The following is a 13,467-nucleotide window of genomic DNA, read 5'->3' as shown; positions in this document are numbered from 1 at the left end:
CCCGGCCCGACGCCCCCTCATTCCGTCACCCTGGCGAGACCCCGCATGATCCGAGCCCTCGTGGCCGATGATTCCGCGTTGATGCGCAGGCACCTCACGCAGCTCCTCGAGTCGGCGGGCGGCTTCACGGTCCAGACGGCCCGCAACGGCGTCGAGGTCCTGGAGGCGCTGCGGACCTTCGATCCGCACGTGATCACCCTCGACGTCAACATGCCCGAGATGGACGGGATCACCTGCCTGTCGCGGATCATGAGCGAGGATCCGCGGCCGGTGGTGATGGTCTCGTCGCTGACCGAGCAAGGTGCCGAGACGACCCTGCAGGCGCTGAGCCTCGGGGCGGTGGACTTCGTGCAGAAGCCCGGCGGCACGATCTCCCTGTCGATCGACCGGATCCACCGCGAACTCCTGATGAAGATCCGCAGCGCCGCGACCACCCGGGTCCGCCGCAGCACCGGCCTGCGCGGGCGCCTGGCCGCCCAGCGCCAACGCGCCACGCCGGAGCCGCCGCCCCGGGTCTTCTTCGCGCGCGGGGGGCCGCCCGGGCTGGTGCTGGTGGGCGTGTCCACGGGGGGGCCCGGCGTGCTGGAGGAGATCCTGCCCCGCCTGCCGAAGGACTTCCCCTGGCCGGTCCTGGTCGCGCAGCACATGCCGAGCAGCTTCACCGGCGTCTTCGCCCGCCGGCTGAACGACCTCTGCGCCGTCTCGGTGGTGGAGGTCGCCCGGCAGATGCCGATCGAGCCCGGCACGGTCTACATCGCCAAGGGGGATGCCGACCTCGTCGTCACCCGCCGGGGCACGGGCTACTCCGCGACGCCGCTGCCGCAGAGCAACGAGCATATCTGGCATCCCAGCGTCACCCGCATGGTCGAGAGCGCCCTGGCGCATCTCCCGGCCAACCGGCTGATCGCCGTGCAGCTTACCGGGATGGGCGACGACGGCGCCGAGGCGATGGCCCGGGTGCGGGCCGGCGGCGGCATGACCATCGCGCAGGACGAGGACACCAGCATCGTCTTCGGCATGCCGCACGAACTCATCAAGCGCGGCGGGGCCAGCCTGGTCCTGCCGTGCGACGCGATCGCAGAGCAGCTCGTCGGGTGGCTCCGTGCCCCGGAAGCCGGCGCTCGAGCCGGGGAACGCCGCCGTGGCCCTTAAGAAACCGACCCTGCCCCCGACGGCCGACGCCGGGGCGCCGCCGCACGCGGATCTCGCCGCGCTCACGGCCGCCCTCGCCTCGCCCGAAGGCGGCGAGCGGCGCCGGGCCGCCCGCGAACTCGGCGCCTTCCCGGAGGCCGGGCCGCTCCTGTGCGCGCATCTCGGCCGCGAGCCCGCCGCCAGCGTCCGCGCCGTGATCCTGACGACGCTGATCCGCCTCAAGTCCCCCGCGGTGGTCGAGGGCCTGCTGCCCCTGCTCCGCAGCGAGGATAGCGGGCTGCGCAACGCCGCGATCGAGGCGCTTCAGGAGATGCCGGACGAGGTCGAGCCGCATGTCGCCGACCTGCTGGCCGATCCCGACAGCGACGTCCGCATCCTGACGGTCAACATGCTGAGCCTGCTGCCGCACCCGAAGGCGCCGGACTGGCTGGCCGAGGTCGTGGCGCACGATCCCCACATCAACGTCTGCGCGGCGGCGGTGGACGGCCTCGCGGAGATCGGCAACGAGCGCGCCGTCGCGCCGCTCCAGGCCCTGGCCGCGCGCTTCCCGGAGGTGCCGTTCATCCGCTTCGCGGCCGCCGCGGCGATCCGCCGGATCGGAGGCGCATGATGCAGCAGCCCTCCCGTTCCCTCGGGCAGACCGCCTCGGCGATCCAGATCAGCGAGGACGAGTACGAGAAGTTCTACGAGTATTTCTATCGCCGCACGGGCATCTCGTTCAGCGGCAAGAAGGAGTATTTCGTCGAGAAGCGTCTCCTGGAGCGGATCGCCAAGACCGGGAGCGACAGCTTCAAGGCCTACTTCACCCTGCTGCGCTTCCAGGCGTCGGGGGAGGAGCTGCAGCATCTCGTCAACCTGATGACGGTCAACGAGACCTACTTCTTCCGCGAGGACTACCAGTTCGATGCCCTGGTTCGGGGCATCCTGCCCGAGATCACCCGGACGCGCCGGCCCGGCGCGACGCTGCGGATCTGGTCGATGCCCTGCTCGACCGGGGAGGAGCCCTACTCGATCGCGATCCAGATCCTCGAAAACTGGTCGCGGGCGGACGACTTCGCCATCGAGATCACCGGGTCGGACATCGATTCCCGGGTGCTGGCCGATGCCCGCAAGGGGATCTACGGCAACCGCTCCCTGCAGCGGCTGTCGCCCGAGCTGCGCAAGAAGTATTTCCGCCGGCTCGGCGACGACCAGTTCGAGATCCACGAGGAGCTGCGCAGCTCCATCGAGTTCTCGATCGCCAACCTGTCCGACCCGATCCACATGCACCGCTACCGCGCGATGGACGTGATCTTCTGTCGGAACCTGCTGATCTACTTCGACGACACGTCCCGACGCGCCGCGGTCGAGGCGCTCTACGAATGCCTGATCCCGGGCGGGTTCATCTGCCTGGGTCATTCGGAGAGCATGAGCCGCATGTCGTCGATGTTCCTGCCGCGCAAGTTCGGCGACACGATCGTCTACCAAAGACCGATCGAACAGGATTGAGACGGGCATGTCCGGGAAACGAATTCTTGTCGTCGAAGACGGCATCACCATGCGGATGTTCTACCAGGACGTGCTCGGCCGGGCCGGGTTCGTGGTCGAGGAGGCCGCCAACGGGGTCGAGGGCCTGGAGAAGGCCCTGCTCGGCGGCTACGACCTGATGATCGTCGACATCAACATGCCCAAGATGGACGGCTACGAGCTGGTGTCCCGGATCCGGCGCGAGCCCGCGCTCCAGGCGATCCCGGTGGTCACGATCAGCACCGAGGCCGCGGACTCGGATGCGAACCGGGCCTACGCGGTCGGCGCCAACTTCTACATCGTCAAGCCGGCCGATCCCGTGCTGCTGGTCGAGACCGCGCGCCTGCTGACGGGCGCGCAGGCATGACCAACCCCCTGCTGGCCCGGTTCATCCCGGAGGCGCGCGAGCTGCTGCAGGTCTCGGCCAGCGGCCTGCTGAAGCTGGAGCGGAACCCGACGGACGAGACCGCGATCAACGAGGTGTTCCGGGCGGTCCACACGATCAAGGGCTCGTCCGGCCTGTTCGACGCTATGGCCCTGACCCGGCTGGTCCACGCCGCCGAGGACCTCCTCGGGGAGGTCCGGTCCGACGCGCTGCAGATCGACTCGGCGCTGGTCGACATGCTGCTCGACAGCCTGGACCAGGTCGGCCAGTGGATCGACGAGCTCGAGCGCCGCGCGGCCCTGCCGGCGGATGCCGACGGGGTCGCGCACCGGATGGCCGCGCAGCTGCGCCAGCGCCTGGGATCACAGGACGACGCGGGGGCGCCGGTCGCGGAGGCGCGGCAGGCGGCCGATCCGGGGTCCGCGGCGGGGGTCGCGACGCTGCCGCCGGCTTTTCTTGCCCGCCTGCCGGCCGCCGCCTGCCTGGACGCGTTCCGCCGCGCCTGCGGCGGCCAGGCCGTGCATCTGGTCCGCTACGCGCCGGAGCCGGGCTGCTTCTTCAACGGCACCGATCCCCTGCTGACGATCCAGCAGGTGCCCGACGCGCTCGCCCTCGACATCGCGGCGGCCGAGCCCTGGGGTCCGCTGGAGGATCTCGACCCCTACCAGTGCAACCTGCACTTCGCCCTGCTGAGTGCGGCGCCCCGGCCCGAGATCGAGCAGGCGATGCGCTACGAGCTGGACCAGGTCACCATCGCGGCCGTGCGGCCCCGGGACCTGGTGCGGATCGACGGCGCGGCCAGCGACGGTCCGATCTGGGACGATTTCCGCGAGGCGGCGTCGGCGTTCCTGGCCGCCGGGCGCCACGACGACCTGCGCAAGGCCGTGGGGGCGCTGCGCAGCGTCGCCGGGCCGACACTGTGGCGCCGGCAGGCGCTGGACTGGCTCGACGTCGCCCTGTCGGCGGGAGAGCTCGATGCGGATCTCGTGGCGGCGCTGGTGGCGGCCGCCGGCTCGGGCCGGCTCGATCCGGCTCCGGCCGTTCCCTCGCCGGCCGCGCCGGCGCCGGAGCCGGCCGCGCAAGCCGCAGATCCCCGGCAAGACCTCGCCCGCTCCGTCCTGATGAGCCAGCACCGGGCCCTGGAGCGCACCGGCTACGACGCGGATCGCCTCGCCTCGGTCGGCACCGTGGTGGGGAACGTGCTCCTCAGCCTCGGCCGCGACGCCGACCGCGCCGCGATCCAGGCGGCCCTGGAGGCGGCCCGGGAGGCCCGCTCGGTGGCGCCCGTGCTGGACGCCCTCACGGCCGTGCTGGCCGGCGCCCCGCTCCAGCGCACCGAGGCCGCGCCGGACCCTGCCGGGACGCTGCCGCAGACCTTCGCCGAGGAGGCCGCGCCGGTCGCAGCTGCCGCCGGCAAGGAGCCCGAGGGCCGCATCGCCCCAAAATCCCTGAAGGTCGACCAGGCCAAGATCGACCTGCTGATGAACCTGATCGGCGAACTCGTCGTCTCGAAGAACGCCCTGCCGTTCCTCGCCAAGCGGGCGGAGGAGACCTACGCCTCGCGGGAGATGTCCCGCGAGATCAAGGAGCAGTACGCGGTCATCGACCGGCTCGCCCAGGAGATGCAGGGCGCGATCATGCAGGTCCGCATGCTGCCGGTGGCCGAGATCTTCGACCGGTTCCCCCGGCTGGTGCGCGACCTCGCGCGCAAGCTCGGCAAGCGGATCGACCTCGCCCTCGAAGGCGAGGACACGGCGGCCGACAAGACCATCATCGAGGCGCTGGGCGACCCCCTGCTGCACATCGTCCGCAACTCCCTCGATCACGGCATCGAATCGCCGGACGAGCGCCGGGCGGCGGGCAAGTCGGCGACGGCGCGCATCCTGCTCAAGGCCCGCCAGGAGGCCGACAGCGTCGTCATCGAGGTCCAGGACAACGGCCGCGGGATCGACCCGGCCCGGATCCGCGCCGCCGCCATCGCCAAGGGCGTGATCGGCCAGGAGGAGGCGGACCGCCTGTCCGACCAGGAGGCGATCAACCTGATCTACCGCCCGGGCTTCTCGACGGCGGCGGAGATCTCGGACCTGTCCGGCCGCGGGGTCGGCATGGACGTGGTGCTGACCACCGTGGAGAAGCTCGGCGGCCAGGTCTCGGTGAGCTCCCGCCTCGGCGAGGGGACGACGACGCGCCTGGCCCTGCCGCTCAGCATGGCGGTCACCCGGATCATGATCGTGGAGGCCGCCGGCAGCCTCTACGGCGTGCCGATGGACATGATCGTCGAGACCGTGCGGGTGCCGCGCGCGCACATCCGCAGGATCAAGAAGGCCGAGACCTTCGTGCTGCGCGAGACGATCATCCCGCTGCTGCGCCTGTCGCGCCTGCTGCACCTGCCCGAGCAACAGCAGCAGCAGACCCAGGACGAGGCCGACGCCGCCGTCCTGGTCTGCCACGTCAACGGCCGGCGGGTCGGGCTGATCATCGAAAACTTCCGGGAGGGGATGGACGTGATCCTGAAGCCCCTGGAGGGCGTCCTGGCCGGCATCCGCGGCTATGCCGGCACCACGCTGCTGGGGGACGGCCGGGTCCTCCTGGTCCTCGATCTCAGGGAGCTGCTGTGATGGCCATCCGGATCGCCCGCAAGACCGTCCACCTCGAAGGGCACTGCACCGTCGAGGAGGCGCTGCCGCTGCTGGAGGCCCTGCGCAAGCCGGGCCCCCACAAGGTCGTGCTGACCAAGTGCCTCGGGCTCCACGCCGCGATCCTGCAGGTCCTGGCCGCCGCGCGGCCGGCCGCCCTCACGCCGCCCGCCGACCCGGCGCTGGCCGCGCTCGTGATGCCGTTCCTGCAAGGAGCCGCGGAGGCCGCCCCGCCGGCGCCCGGGGCGGCCGCTTGACCACGATCCTGGCCATCTCGAACCGGAAGGGCGGCAGCGGCAAGTCGACGACCTCGGTCAACCTGGCCGCGGAATGCGGTGCCCGCGGCCGGCGCACGCTGCTGATCGACCTCGATACGCAGGGCCATGCCGGGCTGGGCTTCGGCATCGTGCCGGAGCGCGACGCGCCGACCGCCCACCACATCTTCACGGATCCGGCTTTCGACCTGCAGGATGCCATCCGGTCCACCGCCTTCGCGGGCGTGTCGGTCGCCCCCGCCGACCAGCTGTTCGACGGCACCACGGCCGTGGACCGCAGCGTCTCGGCCCTACAGCGCTGCCTGCGCGCGCCGGAGATCGCGGCGCGCTTCGACCTCGTGATCGTCGACACGCCGCCCTCGCTGGACATGATCCTGGTCAACGCCCTGGCGGCGGCCGACGGCGTGCTCGTCCCGATGATCCCGCACGCCCTGTCGGCCGAGGGGGTGCGGCAGCTGGCGCGGCTGTTCTTCCGCATCGCCACCACGGTGAACAGCGACCTGACGGTGGTCGGCCTGCTGCCGGTGATGCTGAACGTGCACACCACCCACCACCGCGAGACGATGCAGGAGATCGCCCGGGAATTCGGGATCGAGCGCGTGCTCACCGGGATCCGGACCGACATCCGACTGGCGGAGGCGTTCGCCGTCCGCAAACCGATCCAGGCCTACGCCCCGTCCAGCCGCGGCGCGGCCGATTACGGCCTGCTGGCCGACGAGCTGGCCGCCTTCTGGCGGCCCGGCGCGGCGCCCGCATCCCACGCAGCACCCTAGGAGACCATGTTGGCCACGACGATCATGATTGTTGACGACTCACCCACGATGCTGATGAGCATTGAGGGCATCCTGAGCAAGGCCGGCCTCGGCGTCGTGAAGGCCGCCAGCGGCGAGCAGGCCCTGGCGACCCTGCAGGCGGGCACCAAGCCGAACCTGCTGATCACCGACCTGAACATGGGGGCGATGAACGGCATCGACCTCATCCGCCGGGTCCGCAAGCTCCCGGGCCTGCAGTTCATCCCGATCCTGATGCTGACCACCGAGTCCCAGCAGGACAAGCGCAACGAGGCCAAGTCGGCGGGCGCCACGGGCTGGATCGTCAAGCCGGTGGATCCCGAAGCCCTGCTCAAGGTGATCTGCCAACTCGTTCCCGGAGCCTGACCATGGCCTGGGCGATGCCGCCGCACGCGATCCGATGGCTCGGCCCGCTCTGCGCCGTGCTGGCCGCCGTGGCGCTCGCCGCCGTCGGCACGGCCGCGTTCGGCCCCGTGCCGGGCGTCGCCGCCATCGCGGCGGTCGGCTTCGCGGCGACCTGGGGAACCAGCTGGGCCGCCGGTCGGGCCGCCGCAGCGGCGGCACGCCCGCCGGCCGGCCCGGAGGCGCCCGGATCCCCGGAGACCATGCCGGCGGAGGCGGTGCCATCCCCGGAGGGTCGGCGGGATGGGCCCGCCGGGCCGGCCGGGGCGGAACCCGCGGAGATCCAGGCCGCCCTGGCCGAGCATCTCGCGGTCTACGACCGGCTGTTCGAACGCGCCGCCACCGACACCGCCTCGGTCACCGTCGAGACCGAGGCCGCCGCCTACGACATCATGACCAGCCTGCGCGAGGTCGACGGCGCGATGACCGAGCTGCTGTCCTTCCTCGACCTGTCCGGCTCCAACGCCCGGGTGATCGAGATCGTCGACCAGACCGACCAGCAGCTCACCGCGAACCGCCAGCTGATCGGCGACTTCCTGGTCCGGCGCGACCAGGACGTGGTGGAGTGCCGGCAGCGGCTCGACGAGCTCGACGTCGCCACCGCGCAGCTGACCCGGGCCACCGACGGCGTGCAGACCATCGCCCGCCAGACCAACCTGCTCGCCCTGAACGCCACGATCGAGGCGGCCCGGGCCGAGAAGGCCGGCGCGGGCTTCGCCGTGGTCGCCAAGGAGGTCAAGGAACTCTCCAACGCCTCGGCCGACACCGCGACCCGGATCGCCCGGGACCTCGCCGCCTTACGCGAATCCATCCGGGAGAACTTCTCCACCCTGGTGACGAACCGGGTCGAAGATGAGCGCGGGGAATTGATGAAGATCGCCGCGGCGATCGCCAGCCTGACCGAGAACATGGAGCGCCTGGTCGCCCATCAGCGCGACACGCTGGTGAAGGTCCAGGACGAGAGCGCCCGCATCGCGCAGCCGATCGTCCGGCTGATCGGCTCGATCCAGTTTCAGGACGTCACGCGGCAGCGTCTTCAGCATCTCGAAGGTATTTTCGCGGCGGCGCGCACGCATCTCCACGCGCTGGATCTATCGAATCCCTTGACGAAATCTTGGCCCGACGTTAAGTCTTTCGCAGATATCGCGCTCTCGGAAGGTCCTTCACCTCCGAAAAGCAACGCGCATGTCACGAACGATATCGAATTGTTTTAGGAATTGGTGACATACGAATATTACTAACGCGCATGCGTCCTTTAATCAGGTCTTCCGATGCGCAACTCCAGCAGACACGTCGGGAGGATTGATCGATGGCATCGATCCTCCTGACGGATGACGTGCCGGTCGTCAGGATGACGGTCCGGCGGTTTCTCGAGCGCGGTCAGCACCGGGTCGAGGAATGCGGCTCCGCCGCCGAGGCGGAGACGCTGCTGAGCGGCCGGCCGTTCGACCTCCTCGTCACCGACCTGTGGATGCCCGGCCGGGACGGCCTGACGCTGATCGGCTGGGTCAAGGCGAACAGGCCCGGCCTGCCGATCATCGCGATCACCGGCGGCGCCCCGCGGGCGCCGCAGCTCTTCTCGATGGAGGAGGCCGCGCGCGTCGGCGCCGACCGCGTGCTCATGAAGCCGGTCGGCATGCAGGAGCTCCTGGCCGCCGTCTCCGCCCTCGCCCCATCGGCCGCCAAGGAATGACCGAACTCATGCACGGCGTCGGACAAATCCTTCTCCAGAACCGGGCGGGCGTGCTGGACGCCTGGCTCGCGCACCTGCGCGACGCCGCCCCGGCGGCCCGGCCGGCCTCGCTGCAGCTGCTCAAGCTCGAACTGGGCACGCTGGTCGAGAAGCTCACGGCCTACTTCCTCGCCAGCGACGGCGAGGGCGCCGGAGCGGCCTTCAGAACCCTCGAGGAACAGGCCGCCACGATCAGCGCGGCCTGCGCCCGGGACGGCCTGACGCCGATGGAGACCGCCACGCTGATCCTGGCGCTGAAGGCGATCGCGGGGGGGCTGCTCAACCGCGAGGCCGGCAACGGGATCACCGAGCCGGACCAGGCGCGCGCCGCCCTGGACGCGGCGGTGGACAAGCTGGCGCTCATCACCTTCGCGACCTTCGTCGAGACCCGCGAGGAGATCATCAAGCGCCAGGGCCGGGCCCTCCTCGACCTGGCGACCCCGGCCCTGCCGATCTGGCGCCACATCATCCTGATGCCGCTCGTCGGCATCATCGACACGCAGCGGGCCCGGCAGGTGATGGAGTGGCTGCTGGAGGCGCTCGCCCGCGAGGAGGCGCATATCGCGATCCTCGACGTGACCGGCGTGCCGGTGATCGACAGCCGCGTCGCCCTGCACCTGACCAAGACCGTCGAGGCCGCGCGCCTGCTCGGCTCCCGGGTGATCGTCACCGGCATCAGTCCGGACGCGGCGCAGACCCTCGTGAAGCTCGACGTGGACCTGTCGAGCATGATCACCCGGGGGACCCTGCGGGCCGGCCTGGCCGAAGCCTTCCGGCTCCTCGGCGAGAACGCCAGGGGCCCGGCCGGGACGATGCTCTGATGCGCGTCCCCATCCTCCGGCTCGGCCGCGTCCTCCTGACCTCCCTGCCGGCCGACCTGACGGACCAGCAGGTGATGGACCTCCAGATCGACGCCCTCGCGCTGATCCAGGCCGGGAAGGCCGACGGTCTCGTCATCGACATCACGGCCGCGGACGTCGTGGATTCCTACATGGCCCGGATCCTGTCGGAGACGGCCAAGATGGTGAAGATCATGGGCGGGGTCGCGGTCCTGGCCGGGATGCAGCCCGCCGTGGCCCTGACCCTGGTGGAGATGGGCCGGGGCATGATCGACATGGAGACCGCCTTCGATCTCGAGGGCGGCGTGGCCAAGGTCGGTCGGTTGATGGCGTCCCGCGGAGGTCGCCATGACGAAGTCCCGGCCGCCTGATCGCGACGGACAGGAGCCGGAGGTGTCCGGCACCGCGACGCGCGCGGTCGTCGACATCCGGGTCCAGGACGACATCCTGCGGGCCCGCCAGGCGAGCCGCGCCGCAGCGGCGGCGATCGGGTTCGGCACCGTCGACCAGACCCGCCTGGCCACGGTCGTCTCCGAACTCACCCGCAACGCCCTGATCTATGCCGGCGGCGGCGCGTGCCGCGTCCTGACCGGCCTCACCGCCCAGGAGCGGAGCATCGTGATCGAGGTCGAGGACCAGGGCCCCGGGATCGCCGACGTCACCGGCGCGATGACGCGCGGATATTCCACCGGGGGCGGCCTCGGGCTCGGCCTCGCCGCCGTGCACAAGCTGATGGACGACATGACGATCGAGACCCGGCCGGGCCACACCCTGGTCCGGACCTGGATGACGAGGCGCCGATGAGTCCGGAGCCGGACGTGGTGACCGTCAGGGTGACCAGCGAGATCGACGCCGCCGAAGCCCGGCAGGAGGCCCGCCGGCTCGCGCTGCGGCACGGCTTCACCACCGTGCGGGCGCACGGCCTGGCGACGGCGGTCTCCGAACTCGCCATGAACCTGGTCCTCCACACGGACCGCGGCGGCCTGATCCGCCTCACCGCGCAGGATGCGACCGGGGCGGCCGTGATCGAGCTGGTCGCCGAGGATGACGGCCCGGGGATCCGCGACCTGGCGCTGGCCATGGAGGACGGCTACTCGACCCGCGGCGGCCTGGGCTGCGGCCTGCCGGGGACGCGCCGCCTGGTCGACGCCTTCGCGATCACGTCGCAGGTCGGGGAAGGGACCCGGATCGTCTGCCTGGTGCGGCGGCCATGAGCGCGCGTCCGCAGCTCCCGACCCCCGTGATCGCCGCGGTGACCCGGACCTATCCCGGCGAGACCGCGTGCGGCGACATGGTCGCCTGGTGGCAGGAGGGGGACGCCACGCTGGCCTGCATCGTCGACGGCCTCGGCCACGGGCCGGACGCCCACCATGCCGCCCGGAGCCTGCTCGCCCTGGTCGAGGGACAGGTGGGCGTCGAGCCGACGCAGCGGCTCGCCACCGCCGACCGGGCCATGCGCCACACCCGCGGCGCCGCGGCGGCCTTGGTGCGGATCGACCCCGCCGCCGGGACCATCACGACGGCGGCGGTCGGCAACATCCAGGGCGCGCTGTTCGCCGAGCGGACGCTCCGGTTCGACGGCATGCCGGGGATCGTCGGGGCTGGCCTGCGCCCGCTCAAGCCCCTCGTCGTGCCGTTCGTCCCCGCCGACATCCTGGTCCTGTGGACCGACGGCCTCCGGCCGGTGGACCTGGAGGCCGATCCGCCGTCCCTGCGCGGCGATCCCGAGCGGCTCGCCGCCGACCTGATGGCCAGCCACGGACGCGCGAGCGACGATTGCGCCGTCCTGTGCGTCGCCTTCCGCGGGTGAGGCCACATGGAAAGCCTGCTGCCGCGCTACACCGAGGGCGTGGCCCGCTACGTCGCCACGGCCGACGAGGCCCCACTCCTCGACATCGAGGAACTCGGCCGCCTGGCGATCACCGACGACATCTCCCTCGACGAGATCGCCGGCCTGCATGAGGGCGCGGCGCTGGCGCTGTCCGACCGGGGCGTGCCGATCAACCGGCCGGAGATCATCCGGCGCATGTCGGCCTGCCTGAGCGCCCTGATGGTCTCGGCGGCGGTGGCCTACCGGACCAAGATCGACCTGCTCGAGCAGCATCGGCAGCAGGAGCGCGACCGGACCGAGCGGGACCGGCAGCGGCTGGAGACGCTCGGCCAGTTCGTCGGCTCGGTGGCGCACGAACTCAACAACCTGCTCCAGCCCGTGCGCGGGATGACCGAGATCATGCTGGCCGACCTGACCGAGGGGCGGCCGCCCGAGCGCGCCGACCTCGAGACCGTCGAGGCCTGCGCGATCCAGGCGGTCGGCGTCATCCAGGGCATCCTGGGCTATGTCCGGCGGGAGACGATCGCACCCCAGAGCCTCGCCTTCGGGGCCGCCGTGGCGACGTCCTGCACCTTCATCCGGCCGATGCTGCGCGAGCCGTTCGCGGTGGTGATCCGGGATCAAGACACCAAGGTCCTGGCCCTCCAGGGCGAGCTGACCCAGATCCTGCTGAACCTGCTCCAGAACGCCGTGCAGGCCGGGGCGAAGGACATGCGGATCGAGGTCGACCGGGTCGGCGGCGACTGGGCCGGCGCCGGAGCGCGGATGCGGCTCCGGGTGACAGACGACGGCCACGGGATGTCGGCCGACGTCGCGGCACGCGCGCTGGACCCGTATTTCACCACCAAGGCGAGCGGCCAGGGCACCGGCCTCGGGCTCGCGATCGTCCGCAGCATGGTGCTCGGCTGGTCGGGCGACCTTCAGCTCCAGTCCGAGCCCGGGCGCGGCACCACCGTCACCCTGCTGCTGCCGGTCGCGGCCGGCTGAGCCGCCCGGGGCGGACGCCGTAAGGCCGCGCCGCGGCTGGACTTTCCGGCATCGATCAACAGCCCTCCACCGCAATCGCAGCCCGGGCCCGCGAAAGAGTTGAACCGCGGCGGTTTCCACGCTTTGTTCGCTATATGTTCTCAACAGGACGGATTGGCGATGCACACGAACCCGCACGAACCGCCCGTGGAGATTCGGCTCAGCGAGGCCGAGGCGATCGCGCTGGCCTATCATCGTGCCGCCCGGGGTGACGCCTGGACCGCCCTGGTCGCCGCGATCACGGACGCCCTGACCGATCTCGGCGAGGCCGAGCGACGGGCGGTTCTCCAGAGCCGGCTGATCTCCCGGGGCTATGCCCGCTGCCGGACGGGGGCCGCCTGAGCGCGCGGTGGTCGGGCCCGGAGGAGACGGCTGACCAAGCCGCAACGGCATCGACGCCTTGCGGCCGAATGCAATTTCTGGTAATATTTCCTTTGTTATGAATATAAACACGGATTCGCCCGTACGGGAGCCGGCCATGGGCGACATCAACGATGAACGGCGCCGCCTGTCGGCGACGTGGCTCAACACCATCGCGTCCGGCGTCGTCTCGGCCGGCTCCTGCGGCTCGCTGCTGGCCTACAGCTTCGGCCCGCGTCCCGGCATCAGCGGGCTTCAGGTGCTCGTGGTCTCGACCTGCGCGCTCGGCCTCGGGGCGACCCTGCACCTCCTGGCCCGCGCGCTCCTGAACAACCGGTGACGGGAGCGCACGGGACAGAGCCGCCGGCAGGTTCTAAGACACCGACGAATCTGTCGATCCGGGACCCATCATGACGCCGGCCGAGCGCGACCGCTTCGAGAAGTGCCTCGCCCTGGGGGCCGGCGGCGCGACCGCGGGCTTGGGGGAGGGGGCGCGGGCGGCCGCCGAGCGGATCGCGGCCGGCGCCGGCCT

18 protein-coding genes are annotated in these 13,467 nt (G+C 71.3%); all 18 read left to right on the top strand.

The window, feature by feature from the left end; translation table 11 throughout:
- Positions 1-45 precede the first annotated feature (45 nt).
- The gene (cheB, locus tag FV233_RS15155) at positions 46-1,152 is read left to right on the top strand and encodes a chemotaxis-specific protein-glutamate methyltransferase CheB (RefSeq protein WP_147897931.1); all 1,107 of its coding nucleotides are present in this window, start codon (positions 46-48) and stop codon (positions 1,150-1,152) included.
- Positions 1,142-1,762 carry a HEAT repeat domain-containing protein gene (locus FV233_RS15150; protein ID WP_147897930.1) on the top strand — a complete coding sequence of 207 codons (621 nt, stop codon included), beginning with the start codon at positions 1,142-1,144 and terminating at the stop codon, positions 1,760-1,762. The genes cheB and FV233_RS15150 overlap by 11 nt, the downstream gene beginning before the upstream one ends.
- Complete coding sequence (locus FV233_RS15145; protein WP_147857395.1) at positions 1,759-2,640, top strand: protein-glutamate O-methyltransferase CheR; 882 nt, start codon at positions 1,759-1,761, stop codon at positions 2,638-2,640. Before FV233_RS15150 ends, FV233_RS15145 begins: the two co-directional genes overlap by 4 nt.
- Positions 2,641-2,647: 7 nt before the next feature.
- Complete coding sequence (locus FV233_RS15140) at positions 2,648-3,025, top strand: response regulator (RefSeq protein WP_147857394.1); 378 nt, start codon at positions 2,648-2,650, stop codon at positions 3,023-3,025.
- Positions 3,022-5,661 (top strand): chemotaxis protein CheA, encoded by a 2,640-nt coding sequence (locus tag FV233_RS15135; RefSeq protein WP_147897929.1) that lies wholly within the window; start codon positions 3,022-3,024, stop codon positions 5,659-5,661. Before FV233_RS15140 ends, FV233_RS15135 begins: the two co-directional genes overlap by 4 nt.
- On the top strand, positions 5,661-5,936 hold the full coding sequence (locus tag FV233_RS15130) for a hypothetical protein (RefSeq protein WP_147897928.1): 276 nt from the start codon (positions 5,661-5,663) through the stop codon (positions 5,934-5,936). The genes FV233_RS15135 and FV233_RS15130 overlap by 1 nt, the downstream gene beginning before the upstream one ends.
- Positions 5,933-6,727 (top strand): ParA family protein, encoded by a 795-nt coding sequence (locus FV233_RS15125; RefSeq protein WP_147857763.1) that lies wholly within the window; start codon positions 5,933-5,935, stop codon positions 6,725-6,727. Before FV233_RS15130 ends, FV233_RS15125 begins: the two co-directional genes overlap by 4 nt.
- A 6-nt stretch (positions 6,728-6,733) precedes the next feature.
- Positions 6,734-7,111 carry a response regulator gene (locus FV233_RS15120; protein ID WP_210249484.1) on the top strand — a complete coding sequence of 126 codons (378 nt, stop codon included), beginning with the start codon at positions 6,734-6,736 and terminating at the stop codon, positions 7,109-7,111.
- Positions 7,112-7,113: 2 nt separating this feature from the next.
- Entirely contained in the window at positions 7,114-8,361 is a 1,248-nt protein-coding gene (locus FV233_RS15115) for a methyl-accepting chemotaxis protein (RefSeq protein WP_147897926.1), read from the top strand.
- Between the two features lie 95 nt (positions 8,362-8,456).
- Complete coding sequence (locus tag FV233_RS15110; RefSeq protein WP_147857644.1) at positions 8,457-8,840, top strand: response regulator; 384 nt, start codon at positions 8,457-8,459, stop codon at positions 8,838-8,840.
- Complete coding sequence (locus FV233_RS15105) at positions 8,837-9,700, top strand: STAS domain-containing protein (RefSeq protein ID WP_246689992.1); 864 nt, start codon at positions 8,837-8,839, stop codon at positions 9,698-9,700. Before FV233_RS15110 ends, FV233_RS15105 begins: the two co-directional genes overlap by 4 nt.
- Complete coding sequence (locus FV233_RS15100) at positions 9,700-10,089, top strand: STAS domain-containing protein (protein ID WP_147856397.1); 390 nt, start codon at positions 9,700-9,702, stop codon at positions 10,087-10,089. The genes FV233_RS15105 and FV233_RS15100 overlap by 1 nt, the downstream gene beginning before the upstream one ends.
- Positions 10,067-10,522: an ATP-binding protein gene (locus FV233_RS15095; protein WP_147897925.1), complete on the top strand. Its 456-nt coding sequence runs from the start codon at positions 10,067-10,069 to the stop codon at positions 10,520-10,522. Before FV233_RS15100 ends, FV233_RS15095 begins: the two co-directional genes overlap by 23 nt.
- Positions 10,519-10,932 carry an ATP-binding protein gene (locus FV233_RS15090; protein ID WP_147897924.1) on the top strand — a complete coding sequence of 138 codons (414 nt, stop codon included), beginning with the start codon at positions 10,519-10,521 and terminating at the stop codon, positions 10,930-10,932. The genes FV233_RS15095 and FV233_RS15090 overlap by 4 nt, the downstream gene beginning before the upstream one ends.
- On the top strand, positions 10,929-11,528 hold the full coding sequence (locus tag FV233_RS15085) for a SpoIIE family protein phosphatase (protein WP_147856400.1): 600 nt from the start codon (positions 10,929-10,931) through the stop codon (positions 11,526-11,528). Before FV233_RS15090 ends, FV233_RS15085 begins: the two co-directional genes overlap by 4 nt.
- Positions 11,529-11,534: 6 nt before the next feature.
- A complete protein-coding gene (locus tag FV233_RS15080; protein WP_147897923.1) occupies positions 11,535-12,536 on the top strand; it encodes an ATP-binding protein in 1,002 nt (333 codons plus the stop codon).
- A gap of 159 nt (positions 12,537-12,695) precedes the next feature.
- Complete coding sequence (locus tag FV233_RS15075; protein WP_147856402.1) at positions 12,696-12,917, top strand: hypothetical protein; 222 nt, start codon at positions 12,696-12,698, stop codon at positions 12,915-12,917.
- Positions 12,918-13,053: 136 nt separating this feature from the next.
- Complete coding sequence (locus FV233_RS15070) at positions 13,054-13,275, top strand: hypothetical protein (RefSeq protein ID WP_092038138.1); 222 nt, start codon at positions 13,054-13,056, stop codon at positions 13,273-13,275.
- The last annotated feature ends 192 nt before the right edge of the window (positions 13,276-13,467 follow it).

It is taken from the genome of Methylobacterium sp. WL7 (assembly GCF_008040085.1).
Classification (GTDB): domain Bacteria; phylum Pseudomonadota; class Alphaproteobacteria; order Rhizobiales; family Beijerinckiaceae; genus Methylobacterium; species Methylobacterium mesophilicum.
This window is presented reverse-complemented; position numbering and strand designations above follow the sequence as displayed.